This is a genomic window from Rouxiella sp. S1S-2, assembly GCF_009208105.1.
Lineage (GTDB): Bacteria > Pseudomonadota > Gammaproteobacteria > Enterobacterales > Enterobacteriaceae > Rouxiella.
On sequence record NZ_WFKL01000001.1, the window covers coordinates 2,642,691 to 2,665,763 of the forward strand.

Sequence of the window (23,073 nt, forward strand, 5' to 3'; positions counted from 1 at the left end):
AACCTTTAACTTTATAATTTCCTTAATTTAAAATCAGAGCCCTAATGGGCATAAAAAACAGGAAATGCAGCATGAGTGAACAGCAAACTGAACCCCGTAGCGGATTAATCAGCCTGGTTTTTGCAACGCTATTAACTGGAATTGCGGCGGGGATCGGCGGAATGCTTTTAGCCTTGCTGCTACACGCCATCCAGCATTTTGCCTTTGGCTACAGTCCAGACGCTATCATCAGTAATGAAAGTTTCCTCGAAGGCGTTAGCGCCGCCAACGCCTCGCGCAGATTACTGGTGTTAATCGTCTGCGGGCTTATCGCCGGTATTGGTTGGTATTTGCTTTACCGCTTCGGCAAGCCGTTGGTTAGCATTGCCAACGCGGTTAAAAATCCACAAAAACCGATGCCGTTCTTCTCAACGCTTATTCACGCTTTGCTGCAAATTGTTACTGTCGCGCTGGGATCGCCACTGGGGCGTGAAGTTGCGCCACGTGAAGTGGGAGCGATTGGAGCAGGCTGGCTGTCGCAGCGATTTCGCCTCACGCCTTCTGAAACACGGGTGATGGTAGCCTGTGGTGCAGGAGCGGGGCTGGCGGCGGTGTATAACGTTCCGCTTGGTGGCGCGGTGTTTACGCTGGAAGTTCTACTCGGTGCATTCAGTTGGGAACTGTTAATTCCGGCAATCTGTACTTCGTCTATCGCTGCGCTGGTGGCGTGGATAGGGCTGGGCAACGAGTCGCAATATCACCTGCCAGTGCTGAATATTACCTCCGGGCTGGTTATCTGGTCGATTATTTGCGGGCCGCTGTTTGGCATTGCCGCAAACCTTTTTACCCGTGTAATGACTCAGGCGCGCAAAAATGCCAAAAGAAACTGGCAAATGCCGGTGTTTTGCCTGCTGAACTTTGCCATTATCGGGCTGCTTGCCGCCTGGTTTCCGCAGTTGCTGGGCAACGGCAAAGGCCCAGCACAAATCACTTTCGACAGTGAGATAACGCTGGCTTTAGCCGCCGGACTGTTGCTGCTCAAGATGCTTATCATTTGGGGAAGTCTGCGTTCGGGCGCCGAGGGCGGACTGTTGACCCCTGGACTTTCCAACGGCGCACTGCTGGCCTGCATCTTTGGCGTAGTTTGGGATCATTTCTGGCCGGGCACCTCGCTCGGTGCTTTTGCTATTGTTGGCGCGGCGGCCTTTCTTGCCACCTCAATGAAAATGCCGATCACCGCCGTGGTGTTAATCGTGGAGTTTACCCGTGTTAATCACGATTTTCTGATCCCAATTTTATTTGCCGTAACCGGATCTATTGCTACGAGTGCATTGATTAACAAACGCTTTGTACCTTGATTCACGTAATTAATTTTTATCAAAGGGAACGTCATGGATAACAACATTCGCCCAGTGCCATTAGATAAGTCGTATCGTCTGGTTAATCACGGGCCTACGATTCTGGTGTCAGCGCGTCATGACGGCGTTGATGACGTCATGGCGGCAGCCTGGGTCTGCGGATTAGATTTTTCGCCGCCCAAGCTGACTGTGGTCATAGACAAAATAGCCAAAACGCGTGAACTGGTAGAGAAGAGTGGCATTTTTGTTATCCAGATCCCGACGGCAACACAGGCAAAACTGACCCTTGAGTTAGGCACGGTAACAATGCACCAACAGCCCGATAAACTGGCTAATGCCGGCGTCGAGTTGTTCGATATCGAGGGTTTCAACCTGCCTTTTGTGGCGGGCTGTTCGGCATGGCTCGCCTGCAAACTGATCCCAGAGCTGCATAATCAACAAACCTATGACCTGTTTATCGCTGAAATAGTCGGTGCCTGGGCCGATGAGCGGGTGTTTAAAGATGGACATTGGCAGTTCGAACAAGCAAGTCCGTCGCTGCGCAGTTTACACTATGTCGCGGGTGGGCATTTTTATGCTATTGGTGAAGAAATTATTGTCGGTGCAAGCCAAAAGAGTTGAATAATTTCAGTAGATACAAAGGGAAAGCCTACCCGAAGGGTGAAGGGTAATAAGGCGCAAGGTGTTAAAAGATGACTGGACCCGAACATGATGACAATTTTGTCATCATGCGGTCATCCCAACAACCTGCTTGAGCTGTCATTTTGGCGTTACAGACCTAAGATTTTCTTAGCAATCCTAGTGGTTGCGTCTCTGGTTACTCATCTGTGAGGAACATCATGAAAACAGCCAAGCCTGGTTTTTTATCCCTGCGTCGAGCCGGCCCATGGGGCGTATTAATGGGCATTACCGCATTGTTGTGGTGCAGTATTGCCTGGTCATTCGGTGGGGCCGAGCCTGCGGTGGTTATTCCTGCTCCATTAAAAGATGAAGCCGTCGCCACGTCACACTCAGAAACTGCGCTATTTGCCGGGGGATGTTTCTGGGGCGTCGCGGGGGTATTCCAACATGTAAAAGGCGTGACTAAGGTCGTTGCAGGTTATACCGGCGGAGCGGCCGATACGGCAAATTATGAAACCGTGAGCACTGGCGATACTGGCCATGCCGAGTCCGTGCAGGTCACCTTTGACCCTACGCAGGTAAGCTATGGCTCCCTGCTGCAGGTGTTTTTCTCCGTGGCGCATAATCCTACCGAGCTTAACCGCCAGGGACCAGACAGTGGTACACAGTATCGTTCCGCACTGTTTCCTCTTAGTGACGCACAAAAAGATGTAGCGCAGGCCTATATTGTCCAGCTCGATGCCAGCAACGTTTTCGGCAAGCCGCTGGTCACCAAGATTGAAAGTCACAATCATTTTTATCCGGCCGAAGGATATCATCAGAATTACCTGGTAGAGAATCCTGATGCGCCTTATATCGCTATCAACGATATGCCTAAAATTACTGATTTAAAACAGCTATTCCCGACAAGATATCTCATCGACCCCGTACTAACACCAGTATCTGGTTAGTGCTTGTTGCCTTCCTGTGCTGATACACAGGGAGGCAATGTTGTACTTTATTTGCCGTCAGGTTATTGCACGGTGGCTGAGCCGTGTTGTCGATGACCTTTAGGAAAGCCGTTTTTACTGGCCCGCGAAGCAATCAGGTAGCCTAGCAGGGCAAGCATCAATACCACCCATGAGAAGTATTGTGCGCCTGACTGACTCAAAATTAGGCCACCGACCAGGCCGCCAAGAGCAATTGCTGAGTTCCATATCACGACGTTTAAGGAAAGGGCAATGTCAGCGCCATCTCCGGCAGCATCGGCAAGGGCGGTTTGCAACAAGGTAGCCGCACCGCCAAAAGTGACTCCCCATACCGCCACGCCGCAAAAAATAACCACCGGAGAAGCCGAGGCGATGACAAATGCCAGCGCCGTTAAGGCAAACACGCCCAAACTCAACAGAACAGTACGTCGTAGAAAGCGTTCGACTAAGCGTCCAGTTACGAAAATGCCGATTAGCGCGGCAAGGCCAAAGGTAAGTAGCACCAGATCAACACGGGCAGTGAGTCCGGCCAGCGCCACAAACGGAGATATATAGGTGTAGAGAATGTTATGAGCCAGCATCCAAACCATCACTACGGCTAATACCGAGCGCACGCCGGGCATTAATAGCACTTTCCTGACGGACAACGATGATTTTTCAGGTTGTCCGGGGAAATTTGGCACTGACAGCAAAATCCAGCCCATTAACAGCAAAGAAAGCGCTGACATCACCGCAAAAGTGAGACGCCATCCCAGTAAATTACCCATCCATGTTCCTAGCGGAACCCCAAGCGACAGCGCGATGGGGGTGCCCACCATCGCAATGGCCATCGCACGACCCTGAAGCGCGGGCACGACCAAGCGCCTCGCATAACCGGCCAGCAAACTCCAGGCTAGCCCGGCAGACGCGCCGGCCATAAAGCGTACAAACAGCGTAAGAAAATAGTTATCGGAAAGCGCAGTTAGGGTATTAAATATCAAAAAACCTAATACAGTCAGCAAGATAACATGCCGACGCGGCCAGCGCCGGGTGAGCACCGTGAGAGGAATGGCAGCAATAAGCGATCCTGCCGCGTAGGCAGAAATAAGCTGCCCTGCATATGAAATAGAGACGTTTAGACCTGCGCCAATCTGCGGTAGCAAACCAGCAGGAATGGTTTCGGTCATAATGCAGATAAAACCGGTCATTGCAAAAGCCAGTAGCGGCATTATCGGTAAAGTTTGCGCGGGAGCAGGGTGCGAAGAAGAAAATTGAGTAATACGCGTCATTTGTTTCTCACATATATATCGATCAGTACATAAGTTTTGTCATGAGATGGCGGTCTTGTCAATGATTTATATATCACTTAGTATATAAGTCATAATTTGCCGCGAGAGTATGAAAAATGAGAACCGGACGCCCAAGGCAGTTTGACCGCAACCTTGCCGTGCAGCAGGCGATGCACCTTTTCTGGCAAAATGGCTACGAGTCAACTTCGCTGGCACAGCTTAAGGCCGCTATCGGGCAAGGTATTACTGCACCGAGCTTCTATGCAGCTTTCGGCTCAAAAGAGGCGCTGTTCAGAGAAACTGTGAGCTGCTACATGAATTCCCATGGCCGCGTCACCGAGCCGCTGTGGGATGAATCGTTGTCACCACGTGAGGCTATTGAACGTGCTATGCGCCTTTCAGCGCGAATGCAGTGCGAGCAGACGCATCCTAAGGGTTGCATGGTGGCACTCGGGGTAATGTCAGCCTGTTCCCAGGCAAATCAGCAAGTAATGAAACCGCTTGAAGATTCTCGCAATCGCACTCGGCAGGGCCTTAAAGCCTGTATAGAACGCGCAATGGATGACGGTGAACTAAGCTCTTCTACGGATGTTGCAGGCCTTACTGCACTTTTTGACAGTTTTTTACTGGGAATATCGACATTGGTGCGTGACGGTGTCACTCTTGACGCCATTGAAGCCGGTATCACGCAAGTCATGAAACTGTGGGATGTGAACAAGCAGACTTATGGATAATATCGAAAATCTTACTGCCATGGTGGTGTTTGCCCGTGTAGTTGAAACGTTGAGTTTCACCGAAGCTGCAAAATCGCTGCGGCTTTCCAAGTCCTCGGTTAGCCGCGAAATAGCCAGTCTTGAAGTTCGACTTGGCGCGCAGCTGTTGCACCGCACTACGCGTAAAATTGCCGTCACCGACGTGGGAATGAGTTACTACCAGTACTGCAATCGTATTCTCAATGAAATTAAAGGCGCAGAGCATTTTATTCGCCATTTTCATGAAGAACCGATGGGCAATCTGCGACTGATTGCTCCAGTCACTTTTGGCTGCCAGTGCGTAGTGCCGGTACTTAATAACTTCATTAACAATAATATTCACGTCAATGTTGATCTAGACTTAACCGACAGGCCGGTCAACATGGCCGATGAACTGTATGATTTGGCCATCGTCATCACCCGCGACAGGCCTGAAGCGGCTCAGGTAAAACCGCTGATCCCAATCACTTGGGGGCTTTATGCGGCGCCAAAATACGTGGCTAGACTGGCTGAAATTAACCGTCCTGAAGATCTTCCTCGCTATGACTACATTCTTTTCCGCGGCCCTGCGCACACCCTCTCTCTGCCATTTTACAAAGACAAACAGAAGCTCGACATCGACGTGCTCAGCCGTTTTCGCATGAATAACAGTGTGGCATTAATGAGTTCAGCAATTGCCGGGGGTGGCATTGCCTATCTGCCAGACTACATCGCGCAGGATTCAGTTCGCGAGGGTAAACTTGTGCGTTTGTTACCTGACTGGAAGATGGACACTTATCATTCGTGGGTATTATTCAAATCTGAGAATATGCTGTCAGCACGTGTGAGGCTGTTTGTCGATGAGTTGGAGAGAAAGTTGAAAAAAACGTATTCTTCTTAATAAGTTTTTAAAGAATAAAATGTAAAAGGGCGCCTTCAAAGGCGCCCTCAAGCTGGAATACATTCGGACTTAGTAGTAGTTACCTTGACGGTAGTCCCAGGTCAGGAAAATATCAGACATAATTGACATGATTTTATCAACGTCCAGACCTTTGCGGATCAGGATAGGGCAAGGCGTTACACTACGCTGGCCGTTTTGCTCAGGGACCAATGTCCCGTTTTCGTCAACCATTGAAACCATCACACCTTGCTCGTAGCGTGTTTTTTCACTCTCGTTTGGCTGAATGGAGGTCACGTATTCGTTGGCTTCGATAATCAGGTCAGCGTGTGATTCGATACGCTCACCGATGCCTTCCACTTTACCGCGGTTACCTTTGCCTGATGGGTTGGCAGAGCTGGCGAAGGAGAATTTACCATGATTTTCCCACAGTTCTTTGGCCAGAATCTCGCCCGGCTTGCCGAATTTGATCACGAAGCAACTGGTGTCGCGTTTGTCCATCATCATAGTTTTTGAACCATCATCAGGAATGCGTGCTTTAGCGTCTTCTTTCCACGGCAGAATACAACCCAGCAGAATGTCTTTGTCCCAGTGCTGCTGATACAGCGCTTCAATTTCCGGATTCAGCTGAGCGAGTGATTTTAACTGCTCCAATGAGCCACACAGTACTACGCCTGGCTTGTTGCGGTTACGCTCTTTGGCTTCAAATTTACGATCCAGACCTTTCGCATCGGAGGTCATGATGATGTAGCCAACTTTGGTTGGGCAGACAATCATGCCGCCGTCTTTTGATAAGATTTCAACCGCTTCAGGCTGCAAGGCACCATTCCATTGAATTTTTTTGTTAGACATATTTACACCTTTCGATTGCGTTAATGAGGGTATTCGATCACTCGAATCAGTGAATTCATCCTACCCTATTTTTTCAAAACCGCGAGTATACGAAGACATTTTTTGCCATTGTTCCCGTGATGCAACAATTGGCGCACGCAGACAACGATATGCCTTACTGGTGTGCAGGTTTATAGCCTTTACAGCCGTACCATGCGATGTATATGTAGCACAGCAACGGCACCACAAACGACACAAGCAGTGATACATGGTCAGCGACGGCTGCCTGAATGATTGGCATTACCGCGCCACCAACAATACCCATGCACAGAACGCCGGAAGCGCGTCCAGTCAACCCGCCAAGACGGTTCAGTGCCAGTGAGAAAATGGTTGGGAACATGATTGAGTTAAATAGACCCACAGACAGAATGGCCCACATGCTGAAAGTGCCGCGCATGAATATCGCCGAGGCAATCAGCAGCACCACAATCGTTGCATTGAATGCCAGCAGGCGGTTGGCTTTGATACGAGTCATCAATACACTGCCGATAAATCGTCCTACCATTGCGCCGCCCCAATAAAGCGACAACTTTTGGCTGGCATCCACCGCAGAAAGTGAAGCAATGTCGGGACGTTCCAGCAAACTAATTAGATAACTTCCGATAGAAACTTCTGCACCCACGTAGGCAAAAATACCGATAACCCCGAGCACCAAGTGCTTTTGCTTCCACAGGCTTTGTTCTTTGTTATTATCCTGCTCTTTCTCATCATTTATGACTGGCAACTTACTGAATTTTATCACAACGGCAATGAGCACCAGAAGGGCAGTCAGAACCAGATAAGGCATTTGTACCGAGGCTGATTCGCTTGCATAGTAGTGCTGAACCTCACCGGCAGGTAAATGCGCTATCTGATCGGCGGAAAGCACTGCAGCGGAGAGAATAAACATGCCGCCTAACACTGGCCCAATAGTGGTGCCCAGCGAGTTAAACGCCTGAGTAAGATTGAGACGACTGGCCGCCGTTTCAGCGCTACCCAATGAATTAACATACGGATTAGCTGCCACTTGCAGCAGGGTCAGACCCGAAGCGAGAATAAACAGCGACAATAAAAACAGCGGATAAGAGCGTAGCGAAGCCGAAGGATAAAATAGCACGCAGCCAACTGCGGCCACGATAAGGCCCATAATAATACCGGCCTTGTAGCCAAACTTACTGACAACTTTACCGGCAGGATACGACATCACGAAGTAAGCAACGAAGAAGCTGAACTGCACCAATGAAGCCTGGACGTAGCTTAACTCAAACAAAGACTTCAGGTGAGGAACCAAGATGTCATTCAGTGAGGTGATTAAGCCCCACATAAAGAACAGTGCCGTTAGCAGGGCAAGAGGCCCTTTATAACTTTTTGAATTGTCGTTCATAAAAATCCCTGTGACTTACAACTGCCAGATTATCCGCTTTATAGCGCCTCTGACTTGACGATAAAATCCCGACACCTCGAGGAGCATCGTTATCTGACCCTGGTTAAATTAATGCGTAGTTATAAAAGGTGATCTGACGCACATTTTTTGCGTGCGAAAGATTACATAAACTTTTAACGAAGACAAGCTTCCTCTCCCTTATCAGACGATTCAACCCAGGTTGTATAAGGCGAAATAACGTGCTTGCGGGAGGTAAGATTGAGTTGGGTGTGTGATTAAGTGTGATCTGGATCTCATAATTTAGAGGGATAATGAAAAAGTGTAGGTTAATTAAGCGCGAGGTGTATATTTGTTAAACTATTTTAGTTGACGTCTATTAATTCAATTATTTAGCCAACACTTCTCAACTCCCTCGGTGGATAATCTAGCCACTTACCATTCTGTAGTACAATCAGTCCTAAAGGACATCATGCGCAAGCTTACTTCAAACCAGTGGTTTGTACTGACGTTATGGCTAGTCCTTCTTATGCTTTCCGGTGCCACGTTCACTATCAATAATGAAGATTATTCACGCAGTATAAATTTTTTTCTAGACAGGATCCCCTTTCAAGACCCGTCTATGCCCCTGTCCTGGCAAATGAAAACGCATTTCACACCTCAATGGCAGGCTTATTGGTTTAATCCCTACAATGTAATTTTATATAGCTACGCCAGCGTATTATCACTGCTGACTTCTTGGTTCGATTTAATGATTATGGCCTCAATCCTTAAGCTACTCTATTTGGTTGAACTGTTCTTATTAAGCAAGGTTTTTTTAAATTACAAGAAGCCATATCATTATTTTTTGTTCATTTTGCTGATCGTCCCACTTTGTTCATCATCGATACTTGCTTTTCTGGCCTCTTTTTATACTGACATGGTTGTCGTTGTTATACTGCCGATCCTTTGTTATGTCCTAGTCAAACCGGTGAGATATTCGACACTCTCTATTTTCGTATGTGTTCTTATTATTAGTTCTTCTAAATCACAATTTTTTTATTTCCCAATTATCGTTTTTTTATCACTTCTGATATTTGACAGACCGTTTAATAAAAAACAGGCTCTGGTACTGACACTGTGCTTGGTGATGAGTGTGGTTTCGATGCTTTCAATCAGCGGGAGTGCAAATTTAAATAAATATCACGCCAACTATTTTGGTAGCTACCTCTTTCAACAGAACAATAACATCCCCTTGGATAAGGATGCCGATCCTAGTTGTGTAGGTATTGATATATGGCAGTCAAAATGGGATTTGAAACTAGGCGCTATCCCCGCCCCCCCGCATAATAATTGCTATGAGCGTCATCATGCAGAGGTTACTTTTTATAAGCCACTTTATTTTTTCTTGGAAAATCCACTGTTACTGGCCAGCTTGTCCTTTGATAAGGGTATTCAGCATCAAATGACTGAAGACTATTTTAGTATGCGTTATGTGAATAAATATATAGTAAGTCAAGATGCATTGATTACCTATGTAACACAGCTCAAGGACGATATTTTCAAACCTTGGCGTTTTTTAATCAGTTTTCTGATCACTCTTACTTCAATTTTTTTGTATCGCGTACCCAACGCCAAGCTGCTTTTCATCTTGGGTGGTTTTTCCAGCTCGCAGTTTTATGTGACATTTTTTGGTGAGGGGTATCGTGATATGTCGCGTCACCTGTTTGCCATGAATTTCAGCTTCGATTTGCTGATTTTTGTTAGCCTTTTGATGATTATAGAGGGCATACACACGCTGCAAAAAAGTCAGCGTGCAAGTCAATAAAAGCCGTCTTTCGGTTAGATGATCCTCAGCGATTTTGATAAGATTTAAAACTATACGGTTACTGTTAGATAACTGAAGCTGATGATTTTCCCTTTGTGCTGATAATGGAATATGTATGTCAATAAAACTGATTGCGGTTGATATGGACGGTACCTTTCTCAATGATGAGAAATCCTACGATAAAGTTCGTTTTCTTGAACAATATTCCAGTCTTAAAGCGCGAGGCATTCGCTTTGTGGTCGCAAGCGGGAATCAATTCTACCAGTTGGTGCATTACTTCCCCGAAATTCAGCATGAAATCGCTTTTGTCGCCGAAAATGGTGCCTACGTCGTAGACGCTGGTGAAGAGATTCACTGCGGTGAATTTGCTCAAGTACAGATAGCACGCATTCTCGATGTGCTGGCAGACGTGCCTGATATCCAGAAGGTGGTCTGCGGCAAAAATAGCGCCTACGCGCACGTTTCAATGCCTGAAGTGGTGATCGATAAAATGTCGAACCACTATCGACGCCTCAAAAAAGTTGAAGACTTTTATGCGCTTGATGACATTATTTTCAAGTTTTCGCTTGGGGTTCAGCAAGAAGCCGTTCCTGATTTGCTGCAACGGTTGGCGCTTGAAGTGGGTGATATCGCTCAGCCGGTAAACAGTGGATTTGGTTTTATTGACCTGATCGTTCCCGGTCTTCATAAAGCCCACGGCCTGAGCCTGTTACAGGCGCGCTGGAATATAAAAGACCAAGAGGTCGTTGCCATCGGTGACAGCGATAATGACATCGAGATGCTGCGCCATGCTGGTTTCGGTTTTGCGATGGCTAACGCCAGCCCCGCGGTTGTTGAGGTGGCGAGCTATTCAACCACCGACAACAACGATCAGGGTGCGCTGCGGGTCATCGACCGTGTTCTCACTGGCGCAGCACCATTTTAACGGCAAGGGAAAAGTAAAAATGGAGAACAGCAGCACGATAATTGCTCAGTTGCAGCAAGTTTTAAATGCAGAGCAACTTCTTACCCGTGAAAATGATAAAGCCTATTACACCAAGGGATTTCGCGTCGGCCAAGGGCAGGCGCTGGCGGTTGCCATTCCTGAGACGCTATTACAGCTGTGGCAGGTGCTGAAGGCATGTGTGGCCTGCGATAAAATCATTTTAATGCAGGCATCAAATACCGGCGTAACCGGAGGGTCAACGCCCGACGGTAACGACTACGACCGCGAGGTAGTGATTGTCAGCACTCGGCGTATTAAAGGTGTTCAGGTTATTGATAACGCGCAACAGATTATTGCTTTCCCCGGCAGTACGTTAACTGAACTCGAAAAAGCACTGCACCCGCATCAAAAAGAACCCCATTCTGTGATTGGATCCTCCTGCATTGGTGCGTCGGTGATCGGCGGAGTTTGTAATAACTCCGGAGGCTCGCTTATTCGTCGTGGACCGGCGTTTACCGAAAAGTCCCTATTCGCTCAAATAGACAACGACGGTGTGCTATCGCTGGTCAATCACCTAGGCGTATTTCTGGGCACTACCCCTGAGGAAATAATTACTCGCCTTGAAAGTCAGGACTACACCACAGGTACAGAAGCGGATTGGGAAGGTAAAATTTGGGCTGACGATTACGCCTCGGTTATTCGTGACGTTGAGGCCAGCAGCCCGTCGCGATTCAACGGCAATGCGCAGTATCTGCACGACAGCGCGGGCAGTGCCGGTAAAGTGGCGGTTTTTGCGGTGCGCCTGTCGACGTTTGAGCTGGGTGATACCACCCAGACCTACTATATCGGCACCAATGACGAGAGAGAGCTGGTTGAGCTGCGCCGCTATCTTCTGCAAAACCTCAAAGAGCTGCCGCAGCAGGCTGAATATATTCATCGCCATGCTTTTGATATGACGGTGCGTTATTCCAAGCACGTTTATTGGGCGATTGACAGATTAGGGCCGGAAGCGCTGCCTTCATTAATGGCGAAAAAGGCTAAGTGGGATGTACGGGTGAAAAAAGCCGGTTTTCTGCCGCTGAACTTGGTCGACAAGGTATTGCAAAGCGTGAATAACCTGACGCCAAAAAGAGTGGCGAAGCGAATTTTAGATTACCGTGACCAGTTTGAGCATCACCTGATGATCAAAACCGAAGCACGACATGCTCCTGAGCTTCAACGTTTGTTAACCCTGTTTTTCACCGCTCGACAGGGGCAATTTTTTGCTTGTGACGAACGTGAAGAAAAAGATGCGTTTCTGGTGCGCTTTGGCGTAGGTGGATGCACGGTTTCTTACTGCGACTATATGGGCATTGATACTAATCAGCGACTGATGGCCTTTGACGTAGCCTTGCGCCGCAACGACGACCAGTGGCGCATTGTCTTACCGCCGCATCTGCAGGCTCAGGTGCTTGAAGACTCGTGCTGTGGCCACTTTTTCTGCTTTGTTAATCATCAGGATTATATTCTTAAAGCCGGTGTTGATCCGCAGGTGTTCAAACACGAAGTGCTGGAGTATCTCGACCAGCGCGGGGCCAGATATCCTGCAGAACACAACGTGGGTCACCAGTATCATGCGTCCGATGAATATGAACAGCACATGCGACTGCTTGATCCTACCAACAGCTGTAATCCGGGCATTGGCAAAACCAGCAAAAATAAGTTCTGGCTTTAACCTTTAATGCTGCGGTGCCGCATTCTTCAGCATTGCTGAAAACTTGTGGCACCGCGTCTCAAAGATTAAAACCCACCTTTCTGAGCGTTTAACACGTCATAAGCTGCCTTGACCCGAGCCTCATTGGGATAAGACTTGTTGGCCAGAATAATGATTGCCATTTTCCTGGCCGGCACAAACAGCGCGTAGGTCGAGAACCCATTGGTTGAACCGGTTTTGTTGTAAATGGCATTCTGCAGCGGCGCTTGCGGCGGTACTATTGAAGTAGCAGGATGGCCGGCATAAATAATCTTCGCACTGTTGTTTTCCAAAAGAGTATTTAACGGCGTAGGGTACGGATAGCTTTCCCACATCATATCTTGCGTAAATCCACTCACGTGATAATACCCAGTGTGGGTTGCTTCAACGGCCTTATGCCACTGCGTCTCAACCGGTTGAACGTTCATATTAATATTAAGATAACGAATCAGGTCGGCGGAGGTTGATTTCAAGCCATACGCCTCGGCGTCGAGCACACCAGGATTAACCCTGGCCGGCTTATCCTGCTTGTTATAGCCCATCGCATAGTCGGCCATTTTATGGGCAGGCACCTGCACAAAGCTGTTGTGCATGCCGAAAGCCGGTAGCAGGTTTTTTTGCATTACTTCAGTGAAAGGTTGCTTAAGACTGTTAGCCGTGGCCATACCGAGCAGGCCAATGCCCATGTTGGAGTAAATACGCTGGCTACCCGCGGGTTGGGCCGGTTGCCACTGTTTAAACCAGCTCATTAACTGAGCGTCAGTTTTAACACCGTCTGGCTCAAATAAAGGCAGACCTGAGGTGTGGGTAGCGAGATTTAACAGACTGACTTTGTCAAAAGCGGTGCCCTTTAGTTCGGGAATATATCGGCTGGCCGGTTGGTCAAAAGCTATCTTTCCCTCTAACTGTGCCCAGCTTGCCAGCGTCGCGGTAAAGGTTTTACTCAGTGAGCCAATCTCGAACAAAGTATTTTGATTAATAGGACGCCGAGTCTCTTTTGAGGCTATGCCATAATTATAATAGGTCGTTTTGCCGTCGATGCTGACCGCTATCGCCATGCCGGGTATTTGATACTCCTTCATCAGCGGCTCGATAATCTGGTCTACGCGGTTCTTCTCCAGCGCAGCCGCCTGTGCGGCCGATACCGCAGCAATGCTCAGCATCGCGGCACCTATAAATTTCAACATCATGTTGTAAAATCCTTACCAAGAGATCCACTTGGAAAATTCAAAATATCCCGTGTTAAGCTGATATTTTTTATAAATTAACATCAACAACGGGTAGAGTAATATCGAATAAACAGTGTCTATTGTAGCGGCGATGTGCTTTAACAACACACTAAGTTAAAAAGGATTATACGATGAAAACCGTTGCCGTGATGGGAGCCTCAGGTACGTTGGGCACGACTATCGTGCGGATGCTTCTTGAGCGGGGTGTGCATGTCAGAGCCTTGGTCCGGGCAACCACCCACCGCGCAAAACTCGAGGCGCTGGGCGTAACAGATTTTGTGGTGGCGGACTTGATGGATCCGGCATCCTTACAACGGGCCCTGACGCAGGGGCCAGGCATTGACGCGGTAATTTCTAGCGCGGCGGGCTTTACCTCTCACTCCAGACGTACCAAGGATAACGACACTCGGGCGGACATTGAAGGCTATCGACACTGGGTAGACGCGGCCAAAATTGCGCAGGTGCCACGCTTCATCTTTATTTCTATTCTCGAATGCGACAAAGCACCTGGCGTACCGCATTTTTATAAAAAATTCCTGACTGAGCAATATTTGGTGGAAAAGCAGCAGCCTTATCTGTCATTGCGCGCGGCCGCTTTTCTAGACCGCCCTCGGGATGTGGTGGCCGAAAAAGTAAAAAGTGGCGTCTTCCCAGACATTGCGCCAGGCGTGGCTATGGACATGATTTACTCACCCGATCTGGCGCGTTATGCAGTCGAAGCTGCGCTCGACTTACCGGCCTCGGCGCTGAATCAATGTATCGATATTTGCTGTGATGTTCCGGCAACCGGGCCCATGCTCGCGGCGTCCTTCACCCGAATATTGGGCCGACCGATTGTGGCAAAACCGGCATTTTCTTCACTGGTCACCTTTTTTATGCCGCTGATTGCCAAAATCGTCCCCTCGCTTCGCGACGGCGTTGCGGTATTGTTTTGGGTACGAACGGGGGGGTATGTCACGCAAGATCGCCAGACTCAGGAAAAATGGTTTGGCAAGCTGCCGACAATCGAAGATTCTGTTACGCGTTACTGCCAGGACCGTAAATTTTGATAAAAAAAGAGAGACCCGAAAGGTCTCTCTGATTGTTTATCTTCACTTACCCGCCGCCATTCAATGTAGCGGATATCTTTGCTTATTTTGAAGCATTCTTCTGTTCTGTAAAACGACGAAATACCTCAAGCGTTTCGTCGCTGACGTGATGTTCAACGCCTTCGGAGTCCAGGCGTGCTGTTTCAGGGCTGATCCCTAGCGCAATGAAAAACGCTTCAACCACGTTATGACGCTCGCGGTTCTCTGCCGCCAGCTTTTCGCCCTCAGGCGTTAGGAAGGTGCCTCGATAAGGTAACTGGCGCACCAGTCCGGCAGTGGCCAAACGTTTCAGTGTCTTAGCCACTGTTGGCTGAGAAACGCCAAGCCGGGCGGCTAAATCAACTTGCCGAGCTTCACCAAACTCGTGGATCAAATCCGAAATTAGCTCAACATAATCATCCATCAATTCCCGACGATGCGCCTCGCGCACCTGTAAAAAGCCCTGAGCGTGATCTTCCACATCCAGCAATGGACCTACTTTCTTATTTTTCACAACGCCCGCCTCTTACTTGCTTAATGGCTTTTTACCTTTTACCGCCACCACTTTCGTCGCGACGATGAAAGGTATTGTAAACCAACTACGACTATCCACCAATTTTTGATAACTTTGCTTTGGCTATCTAGTATAGCCTATGCTATATCTGTTTAAGGTTTCTTCGTTTTGCGGTTTGTAAGGTGGGAAAGAGCTATGGAAAAGAGCCTCAATTTTTTAAAGTTATTCAGCTATTCACCGTTTCGTCTGCGGCTTTTATTGCTGGGGATGATTGTCGGCATGGTTGGCGGCAACGCGCAGGCTGAAGAAAAAGAAAAAAAGAAGTTCAAAGTTGTTACCACTTTCACCGTGATCCAGGATATCGCCCAGAACGTGGCGGGGGATGCGGCTACCGTTGAGTCCATCACCAAGCCGGGCGCGGAGATCCACGACTACCAGCCAACGCCGCGCGATATCGTAAAAACCCAGTCCGCTGACCTGATCCTGTGGAACGGGTTTAACCTCGAGCGCTGGTTTGGCCGCTTCTTTGCCAACATCAAAAATGTCCCTTCTGTCACGGTAACCGACGGCATCACGCCACTGCCTATCCAGGAAGGGCCTTATTTGGGCAATCCCAATCCGCACGCCTGGATGTCGCCTAACAATGCGCGGGTCTACGTCGAAAATATCCGTGCCGCGCTGGTGAAATACGATCCGCAGCATGCCGAGATCTATAACCAAAATGCTAAAAATTATGCCGAGAAAATTAGCCAGCTGGATGTACCGCTGCGCCAGCGGTTGGTAAAAATTCCGGCTCAGCAGCGCTGGCTCGTGACCAGCGAAGGCGCATTTAGCTATCTGGCTAAAAGTTATGACCTGAAAGAGGCCTATTTGTGGCCAATTAATGCAGAGGAGCAGGGTACGCCTCAGCAAGTCAAGAAATTGATTGATCTGGTGAAGCAGCAAAATATTCCGGTGGTGTTCAGCGAAAGCACTATCTCCGACAAGCCGGCCAGGCAGGTCAGTAAAGAGACGGGGGCAAAATATGGCGGTGTGCTGTATGTCGATTCTCTTTCTACCGGTGAAGGACCGGTGCCAACCTATATTGACCTCCTAAAGGTCACTGTTAGCACCATCGCAGAAGGATTTGGACAATGAGTGAAAGCGGGCTGAAGCTTGACGTTGACAACATCTCGGTCACCTATAATAACGGCCATACTGCAATCTATGACGCCAGTTTCAGCCTTGATGGCGGATCGATTTGCGCACTGCTGGGGGTGAATGGCAGCGGAAAATCGACACTTTTTAAAACCATTATGGGAATTTTGCGGCCAACAACCGGTACGGTAACCTTTAACGGTATCGGTGTTGTACGTGCGCTGAAGCAGAATTTAATCTCTTATGTTCCCCAGTCTGAAGACGTTGACTGGAACTTTCCAGTGCTGGTGCAGGATGTGGTGATGATGGGCCGCTACGGTAAAATGTCGTTCCTGCGTATTCCGTCAAAAGAGGACAAACGGCAGGTGTCTGCGGCCCTTGAGCGTGTGGGATTGACGGACTTGGCACAGCGGCAAATAGGCGAGCTCTCAGGGGGGCAAAAGAAACGGGTGTTTTTGGCTCGCGCACTTGCCCAGCAAGGGCAGGTTATGTTGCTCGATGAGCCCTTTACCGGCGTAGATATTCAAACCGAAAATGCCATTATTGACCTGATGCGTCAGCTGCGTGAAGAAGGGCACTTGATTCTGGTCTCGACCCATAATATCGCCAGCGTGCCGGATTTTTGTGATCGCGTAGTGTTAATCAATCAAACTGTCATCGCCGACGGTGAACTCAGCACCACCTTTACCCAGGAAAATCTCGAGAACACCTTCGGCGGCGCCCTGCGCAATATGGCCTATTTTGCGCAGGAAGCGCCCGCACCGGTGAGGCTGGTGCAATGATTGAACTACTGCTGCAGCCTTTTCAATACAATTACATGGTTAAGGCCATCTGGGTCAGTGCAGGCGTGGGCGCCGTATGCGCATTTTTATCTGCCTATTTGATGCTCAAAGGCTGGTCGCTGATGGGCGATGCGCTGTCGCACTCTGTGGTGCCGGGCGTCGCCGGTGCCTATGCGCTGGGGTTTCCCTATGCTATTGGTGCTTTTGGAACCGGAATTCTGGCCGCACTTTCAATGACCCTGTTGCGCCACTATACGCGGCTGCGTGAAGACGCCATTATCGGCTTCGTTTTTTCAACTTTTTTTGCACTGGGCTTGTTGCTTGTTTCGCTCAATCCAACCGCTGTAAATGTGCAGTCAATCTTGTTTGGTAATATTCTCGGCATCGATGACGCTGACATTTTGCAGGTGCAGATTATCGTAGGCGTTTCGCTGCTGGTGCTGTGTGTGGTGTGGCGCGACCTGCTGGCCGTATTTTTTGATGAACCCCACGCCGTTTCTATCGGGCTTTCTCCGCTGCGGTTGAAAATTATCTTCTTTACGATTTTTAGCGCCTGCAGCGTGGCGGCCCTGCAAACGGTGGGGGCCATATTAGTGATAGCGATGGTGATAACCCCCGGTGCAACGGCTTATCTGCTAACCGATCGTTTCTCGCACTTGTTGCTCATCTCAGTGGCTATCGGTGCCGTGACCAGCGCTGTGGGTGCCTGGCTCAGCTTCTTTTTGGACGGTGCGACCGGCGGCGTTATTGTGACGCTGCAAACCAGCGTATTCCTGCTGGCGTTTCTTTTTGCCCCAAAACACGGTTGGCTAAGCCAGAATTTCCGCACACGCTTTTCAGGAGGCCGCCTGTAATGCTCTCAATAGACTGGCTGCTGGAGCCGATGGGCTTTGCATTTATGCAACGGGCGCTGTTAACCGCCGTGGCGACGGGCATAGTCTGCTCGATTTTTTCCTGTTTTCTGGTGCTTAAAGGTTGGTCGCTCATGGGCGATGCCATTTCTCACGCCGTATTACCCGGCGTAGTGTTGGCATATTTGGTCGGTATTCCGCTGGTCGTTGGCGCGTTTGGTTCGGGACTTTTCTGTGCCATAGCGACGGGTTTTATTAAAGAACACTGCCGTGTTAAAGAAGATTCCGTAATGGGCATCGTCTTCTCTGGGATGTTTGCGGCAGGTCTGGTGTTGTTTTCTCGGGTCAATACCGAACAGCATCTGAGTCATATCCTGTTTGGTAATGTGCTGGGCGTTACGGATGCAGAAATGCTGCAAACGCTGATCATTGCCTCCGCAGTTACGTTAATCATCTTACTGAAGTTTAAAGATTTAATGCTGTTCTGCTTTGATCCGATACAGGCAAAAGTCGTGGGGCTGCCGGTACGATTTTATCATTATGCGCTGCTGTGCCTTCTTTCGTTGACCATTGTGGCCGCACTGCAGGCGGTGGGGGTTATATTGGTGGTGGCGATGCTCATAACGCCGGGCATAACGGCATTTTTATTGTGCAAGACCCTAAAAACTATGCTGCTGGTGTCAGTTACGTCGTCGGTAATTGCCGCCGTCAGTGGCACCTTTGTCAGTTTTTATATCGACGCTGCCACTGGCCCGACGATTGTGGTGATTCAGGCTGCGCTGTTCCTGCTGGCACTGTCGGTACATCTGCTGCGAAAAAGCGTAAAAGCGCACCGAGGGTTCGACGCGGCGAATCGAACTCAGTCATAGCTATTGGTTTCCATCCTGACTATTAAGTGTTAGTCGAAATTTTCAGGTGTAACCAGCCTGAAATCGACCTTGCCGTCGCTGTAGGTATCTGGCATTAATCCGCTTTCCAAATGGCGTAATAATAGCTCGGTGGCCAATTGCGCATGCTGGCGCGCATTCTGGTCCAACGCCATCGATAATATATCATTCTGTAATTGAGAACGTGTAACAGAATATAGCTCATAGGTAATAAAAGTACATTTTCCCGACAAATTATAATTGTCGAGTAATTTACCGATTTCAGAATTACCCAGACCCGTATTATAAATGCCGACGACGTTTTTAGAACGCTGCAGGCTTTGCTCCAAGAGGGTTGCAATTATTGCACGATCGTCGAGACCCGAAAGTACCTCCTGCAGAATAATATGCGTGGCATGCTGCTGCATAACGTCACGGAAACCTTCAATTCGCTGACGATGCGCACGGTAATCAAAGCTGCCGCTCACCATAATAACTTCTCCCGGCTGATTAAGCATTTTACTCATCATCAATCCGGCGGTTCTTCCGGCCTGTAGCTGATTAATGCCTACATGGCATAAGCGTGCCGCATCGGGCAAATCGGTAACAATGGTGATTACCGGTACGTCCCGGGTCTTACAGTGCGCCAAGGCTTCATAAATAACCGGATAGTCTTGTGCAAAAACGACGATACCGTCGCGTTTATCACAGCATTGGTAAAGATGTTCGGCCAGTTTTTCGGGCTGATTTTCAGGAAAGAAAGTGCGGTGAAGCGTGATGCGGCGATAGCCTAGGGTGTCGGCTATTTGGCTAAACTCACGCGCCATCGTCTGGAAGAAATGCGAAATATTAGCGCTCAGAATCACTTCAATTTGCCACGGATGTTGATAAACATCGGGCAAAATGCGTTTTAATCCTAAACTTTGTGCGGCAATAAGCACTTTTTTGGCTTTTTCTGGGGAAACGCCGCCGCGTTCATTGAGTACTCTGTCTACGGTTGCCACACCCACCCCGGCCATTTTTGCCAGCATCTCAAGCGTTGGTTTTTTCATGGTGGCTCCGCGGCAGTTAGCTAAGTAATTTTGCTATTTTGTTAAAAAATCTCGCGGATTATGCAACAAAAGGTCTTGTCCGCAAGCGAGTAATTGTTACTAAAAGTGGCTGTTAAAGGCTTGATGGTTTTCCATCAACACAGAGGTACACAGAAAGTGTGGAAATAATTATGATAGCGACATGTTGTTTATTTATTAAAAATATTATTTAAAAGTGAAATAAAATCTGAGTAATGGGAAAATAATTCGCAGCAGGCGCGTAGTTTCCCCCAGCATACTCCGTGCTCTCCGTGTGAAAATCATATAAATAAATTCTTATTCAAATTTTGTAATTTGATGCGCCTGCTTACGTCCGAAATTTATCACGGCCATAGCATTCTTTCATTTCATTAATTAAGAAAAACCGTATTGGGTCAAATTAACATTAATTAACAGGGGAGTTTTATGAAGCGTAGAGAGTTTATTGCCTCGATTGCCGCATTAGGCGCGGCATCTACTATTCCGGTGGCGGGTGCCGCTGTGATAAGCGGTGGACAGCCGTGGACGCCTGGTAAAGCAGACACGCCACCCGCGCCGCCGAGAAAAGGCGGATTGGCTTATTTTACTCAGGCAGAGTTTGACGTCGTGGGTGCCATTGCTGAAAGACTGATCCCCGCCGATGAATTGAGCATCAGTGGCAAAGAGGCAGGATGCGCTACATTTATCGACCGACAGTTGGCCGGTGATTATGGCCGAGCAGCCACGCAGTATCGGCTTGGGCGTTTTATTAAAGGAACGCCTGAGCAGGGGCCGCAGTCCGCACTCACACCGGCGCAACGCTATCGTCAGGGGCTTTCGGCGCTTAACGACTACGTCCAGCAGCATTATCAGCAGAGTTTTGTACAGCTGTCTGGCACCGAAAAAGACAAAATCCTCACTGCAATGGAAAAAAACCAGCTCAATTTAGGCGCTGAGGTGGAAACCAAACAGCTGTTTGAACAAATTTTGCAGAACGTTCGTGAAGGTTTTCTTTCCGATCCGATTTACGGCGGCAACAAAGACATGGCCAGCTGGAAAATGATTGGCTTTCCCGGTGCACGTTACGACTTCCGCGATCTGCTGGATAAGAAAGGGCAAAAACTCAACATCATCCCGACCAGCCTTGTCGACAATTTACTTTAACATCATCAACTTAATTAACCTTAATCGAATACAGATTATCAAATAACAACCGATTGATTTATTTAAATTTTAAGCAATTGTGAATATTGTAGGGACAATTTTATGAAAAATGTACGCCCAAAAGTTGATGCCGTTATTATTGGTCTGGGTTGGTGCGGATCGTTAATGGCGGAAGAACTGACGCGCGCTGGCTTAAACGTGGTGGCGATAGAACGCGGCCCGTGGGTTGAAACTGCCACCGATTTCCCCCCTTCGGTTGATACTGATGAACTGCGCTGGGACACCCGCCGCAGCATGTTATTACCCCAAGCCATTGAAACCTCTACCTTTCGAAATAACTCCAGCCAACAGGCTTTACCGACTCGCGACTGGAACCTGAACGAAATGGGTAATAACGTGGGGGGGGCGGGCACGCACTGGGCCGGCATGGCCTGGCGTTTTACGCCTTTTGACCTGCAGCCGTACACCATGACGGTGGCGCGCTATGGCAAAGAGAAAATCATGCCTGGACTTATTCTTCAGGATTGGGGCGTGACCTACGATGAGCTTGAACCTTTTTATGACCGATTTGAGAAAATAGCCGGTGTTTCAGGAAAAGCTGGAAAGCTTAATGGAAAAATAATCCCCGGCGGCAATCCGTTTGAAGGCAATCGCAGCAGTGAATATCCACTGCCTCCGCTCGCCACGATGCGTTTGACCGATATCTTCACCGAAGCGAGCCAGAAACTGGGCTATCACCCGTTTATGGTGCCTGCCGGACAGGCTTCACAAGCCTACGTCAATCCCTTGGGCGTACGCATGGGGCCTTGCACCTACTGCGGCTACTGCCTGTATTACGGCTGCGGTAACTTTTCCAAATCCAGTCCAAATGCCTGTGTTATTCCTGCATTAATGCAGCGTGGCAATTTTACCGTGCTAACCGAATCGGCGGTGGTGCGTATAAACAAGGCTGAAGACGGTAAAACAGCCACCGGCGTCACCTATATCGACCGGAACAACCAGGAGTGGGAGCAGCCAGCCGGTATCGTCGTCCTCTCCGCCTTCCAGATGCAGAATGTGCGCATGCTGCTGCTGTCGAAAATTGGCCAACCTTATAATCCGCAGACTAAAAAAGGGGTGGTTGGCCGCGCCTACAACTTCCAGACCGTAGCCGGTGCCAGCCTGTTCTTTAAAGATGAAAATCTTAATCAGTTCATCGGCGCAGGCGCGTTATCGGCGCAAATCGACGATTTTAACGGCGATAACTTTGACCATAGCGACGTAGATTTTATCGGCGGTGCCGGCCTGCTCGTGGTCGCTCGCGGTTCCAGGCCGATAGGTAACGCTGACTTCCTGCCCCCCGAAACGCCGCGCTGGGGCAGTGAATGGAAAAAGGCCTATACCCATGCTTTTCAAAATGCCACCGGCATTTTTGGTCAGGGAACCAGCTATGCCGATGAAGAGAGCTATCTCGACCTCGACCCAGAATACAAAGATAACTACGGCCTGCCGTTACTGCGCCTGACCTACGACTACAACCAAAATGACCGCAACATGGCCAAATACCTGGAAGAGAAAAGTGTCGGCATTGGCAAGGCGATGGGGGCTGAAATCGTGGTTGGCACCAACTCGGCATCGGGCAGCTACTCACCCTACAATCTGGCCAGCGACCACACCATCGGCGGAGCGGTTATGGGCTTAAGCCCTGAAACCAGCGTCCTTAACCGCTATCAGCAGAGTTGGGATTTACACAACTTATTCGTGCTTGGCGCATCGTCGTTTCCCAATAATGCTGGCTACAACCCAACGGGTACCATTGGCGCACTGAGCCTGTGGACGGCCAAAGCCATTATTGATCAATATCTTAAAAACCCAGGGCCGCTGGTAAAGGACTAAT

At 48.9% G+C, this 23,073-nt stretch carries 21 protein-coding genes; 15 read left to right on the plus strand and 6 right to left on the minus strand.

Annotated elements, in window-relative coordinates:
• Positions 1-71 precede the first annotated feature (71 nt).
• From GA565_RS12430 to msrA, 3 genes are all read left to right on the plus strand, one after another.
• Positions 72-1,337: a chloride channel protein gene (locus GA565_RS12430; RefSeq protein WP_152198702.1), complete on the plus strand. Its 1,266-nt coding sequence runs from the start codon at positions 72-74 to the stop codon at positions 1,335-1,337.
• A 33-nt stretch (positions 1,338-1,370) separates the two neighbouring features.
• On the plus strand, positions 1,371-1,958 hold the full coding sequence (locus GA565_RS12435) for a flavin reductase family protein (RefSeq protein ID WP_152198703.1): 588 nt from the start codon (positions 1,371-1,373) through the stop codon (positions 1,956-1,958).
• 218 nt (positions 1,959-2,176) lie between these two features.
• A complete protein-coding gene (gene msrA / locus GA565_RS12440; RefSeq protein ID WP_152198704.1) occupies positions 2,177-2,908 on the plus strand; it encodes a peptide-methionine (S)-S-oxide reductase MsrA in 732 nt (243 codons plus the stop codon).
• A gap of 62 nt (positions 2,909-2,970) precedes the next feature.
• Here the strand turns inward: msrA and GA565_RS12445 are convergent, their stop codons facing one another.
• Entirely contained in the window at positions 2,971-4,194 is a 1,224-nt protein-coding gene (locus GA565_RS12445) for an MFS transporter (protein WP_226950960.1), read from the minus strand.
• Between the two features lie 116 nt (positions 4,195-4,310).
• Between GA565_RS12445 and GA565_RS12450 the strand changes: the two genes are divergently transcribed.
• Both GA565_RS12450 and GA565_RS12455 read left to right on the plus strand, forming a co-directional pair.
• Positions 4,311-4,928 (plus strand): TetR/AcrR family transcriptional regulator, encoded by a 618-nt coding sequence (locus GA565_RS12450; RefSeq protein ID WP_152198705.1) that lies wholly within the window; start codon positions 4,311-4,313, stop codon positions 4,926-4,928.
• Complete coding sequence (locus GA565_RS12455) at positions 4,921-5,826, plus strand: LysR family transcriptional regulator (RefSeq protein ID WP_152198706.1); 906 nt, start codon at positions 4,921-4,923, stop codon at positions 5,824-5,826. The genes GA565_RS12450 and GA565_RS12455 overlap by 8 nt, the downstream gene beginning before the upstream one ends.
• A gap of 69 nt (positions 5,827-5,895) precedes the next feature.
• Here GA565_RS12455 and GA565_RS12460 read toward each other — a convergent pair whose 3' ends face one another.
• Positions 5,896-6,675: an L-threonylcarbamoyladenylate synthase gene (locus GA565_RS12460; protein WP_152198707.1), complete on the minus strand. Its 780-nt coding sequence runs from the start codon at positions 6,673-6,675 to the stop codon at positions 5,896-5,898.
• A gap of 154 nt (positions 6,676-6,829) precedes the next feature.
• A complete protein-coding gene (gene fucP / locus GA565_RS12465) occupies positions 6,830-8,077 on the minus strand; it encodes an L-fucose:H+ symporter permease (RefSeq protein ID WP_152198708.1) in 1,248 nt (415 codons plus the stop codon).
• Positions 8,078-8,546: 469 nt separating this feature from the next.
• On the opposite strand from fucP, the gene GA565_RS12470 reads away from it, so the two are divergent.
• From GA565_RS12470 to dld, 3 genes are all read left to right on the plus strand, one after another.
• A complete protein-coding gene (locus GA565_RS12470) occupies positions 8,547-9,881 on the plus strand; it encodes a hypothetical protein (protein ID WP_152198709.1) in 1,335 nt (444 codons plus the stop codon).
• A gap of 115 nt (positions 9,882-9,996) precedes the next feature.
• Complete coding sequence (locus GA565_RS12475; RefSeq protein ID WP_152198710.1) at positions 9,997-10,806, plus strand: Cof-type HAD-IIB family hydrolase; 810 nt, start codon at positions 9,997-9,999, stop codon at positions 10,804-10,806.
• A gap of 19 nt (positions 10,807-10,825) precedes the next feature.
• A complete protein-coding gene (dld, locus tag GA565_RS12480; RefSeq protein ID WP_152198711.1) occupies positions 10,826-12,520 on the plus strand; it encodes a D-lactate dehydrogenase in 1,695 nt (564 codons plus the stop codon).
• 65 nt (positions 12,521-12,585) lie between these two features.
• Here the strand turns inward: dld and ampC are convergent, their stop codons facing one another.
• Positions 12,586-13,725 (minus strand): class C beta-lactamase, encoded by a 1,140-nt coding sequence (ampC, locus tag GA565_RS12485; RefSeq protein WP_152201484.1) that lies wholly within the window; start codon positions 13,723-13,725, stop codon positions 12,586-12,588.
• A gap of 173 nt (positions 13,726-13,898) precedes the next feature.
• Between ampC and GA565_RS12490 the strand changes: the two genes are divergently transcribed.
• Positions 13,899-14,816 (plus strand): SDR family oxidoreductase, encoded by a 918-nt coding sequence (locus tag GA565_RS12490; protein ID WP_152198712.1) that lies wholly within the window; start codon positions 13,899-13,901, stop codon positions 14,814-14,816.
• Between the two features lie 82 nt (positions 14,817-14,898).
• Here the strand turns inward: GA565_RS12490 and mntR are convergent, their stop codons facing one another.
• Positions 14,899-15,348: a manganese-binding transcriptional regulator MntR gene (gene mntR, locus GA565_RS12495; RefSeq protein ID WP_055771986.1), complete on the minus strand. Its 450-nt coding sequence runs from the start codon at positions 15,346-15,348 to the stop codon at positions 14,899-14,901.
• A 195-nt stretch (positions 15,349-15,543) separates the two neighbouring features.
• On the opposite strand from mntR, the gene GA565_RS12500 reads away from it, so the two are divergent.
• The 4 genes from GA565_RS12500 to GA565_RS12515 are packed head-to-tail and all read left to right on the plus strand — an operon-like array spanning position 15,544 to position 18,987.
• Positions 15,544-16,485, plus strand: a complete 942-nt coding sequence (locus GA565_RS12500) for a metal ABC transporter substrate-binding protein (RefSeq protein WP_152198713.1) — start codon at positions 15,544-15,546, stop codon at positions 16,483-16,485.
• Positions 16,482-17,267, plus strand: coding sequence for a metal ABC transporter ATP-binding protein (locus GA565_RS12505; protein WP_152198714.1), 786 nt, complete (start codon positions 16,482-16,484; stop codon positions 17,265-17,267). The genes GA565_RS12500 and GA565_RS12505 overlap by 4 nt, the downstream gene beginning before the upstream one ends.
• Entirely contained in the window at positions 17,264-18,121 is an 858-nt protein-coding gene (locus tag GA565_RS12510) for a metal ABC transporter permease (RefSeq protein WP_152198715.1), read from the plus strand. Before GA565_RS12505 ends, GA565_RS12510 begins: the two co-directional genes overlap by 4 nt.
• Positions 18,121-18,987, plus strand: coding sequence for a metal ABC transporter permease (locus GA565_RS12515; RefSeq protein ID WP_152198716.1), 867 nt, complete (start codon positions 18,121-18,123; stop codon positions 18,985-18,987). The genes GA565_RS12510 and GA565_RS12515 overlap by 1 nt, the downstream gene beginning before the upstream one ends.
• A gap of 29 nt (positions 18,988-19,016) precedes the next feature.
• Here GA565_RS12515 and GA565_RS12520 read toward each other — a convergent pair whose 3' ends face one another.
• Positions 19,017-20,036: a LacI family DNA-binding transcriptional regulator gene (locus tag GA565_RS12520; RefSeq protein ID WP_152198717.1), complete on the minus strand. Its 1,020-nt coding sequence runs from the start codon at positions 20,034-20,036 to the stop codon at positions 19,017-19,019.
• A gap of 444 nt (positions 20,037-20,480) precedes the next feature.
• Between GA565_RS12520 and GA565_RS12525 the strand changes: the two genes are divergently transcribed.
• Positions 20,481-21,197, plus strand: coding sequence for a gluconate 2-dehydrogenase subunit 3 family protein (locus GA565_RS12525; protein ID WP_152198718.1), 717 nt, complete (start codon positions 20,481-20,483; stop codon positions 21,195-21,197).
• Positions 21,198-21,299: 102 nt separating this feature from the next.
• The gene (locus GA565_RS12530) at positions 21,300-23,072 is read left to right on the plus strand and encodes a GMC family oxidoreductase (RefSeq protein WP_152198719.1); all 1,773 of its coding nucleotides are present in this window, start codon (positions 21,300-21,302) and stop codon (positions 23,070-23,072) included.
• The last annotated feature ends 1 nt before the right edge of the window (position 23,073 follow it).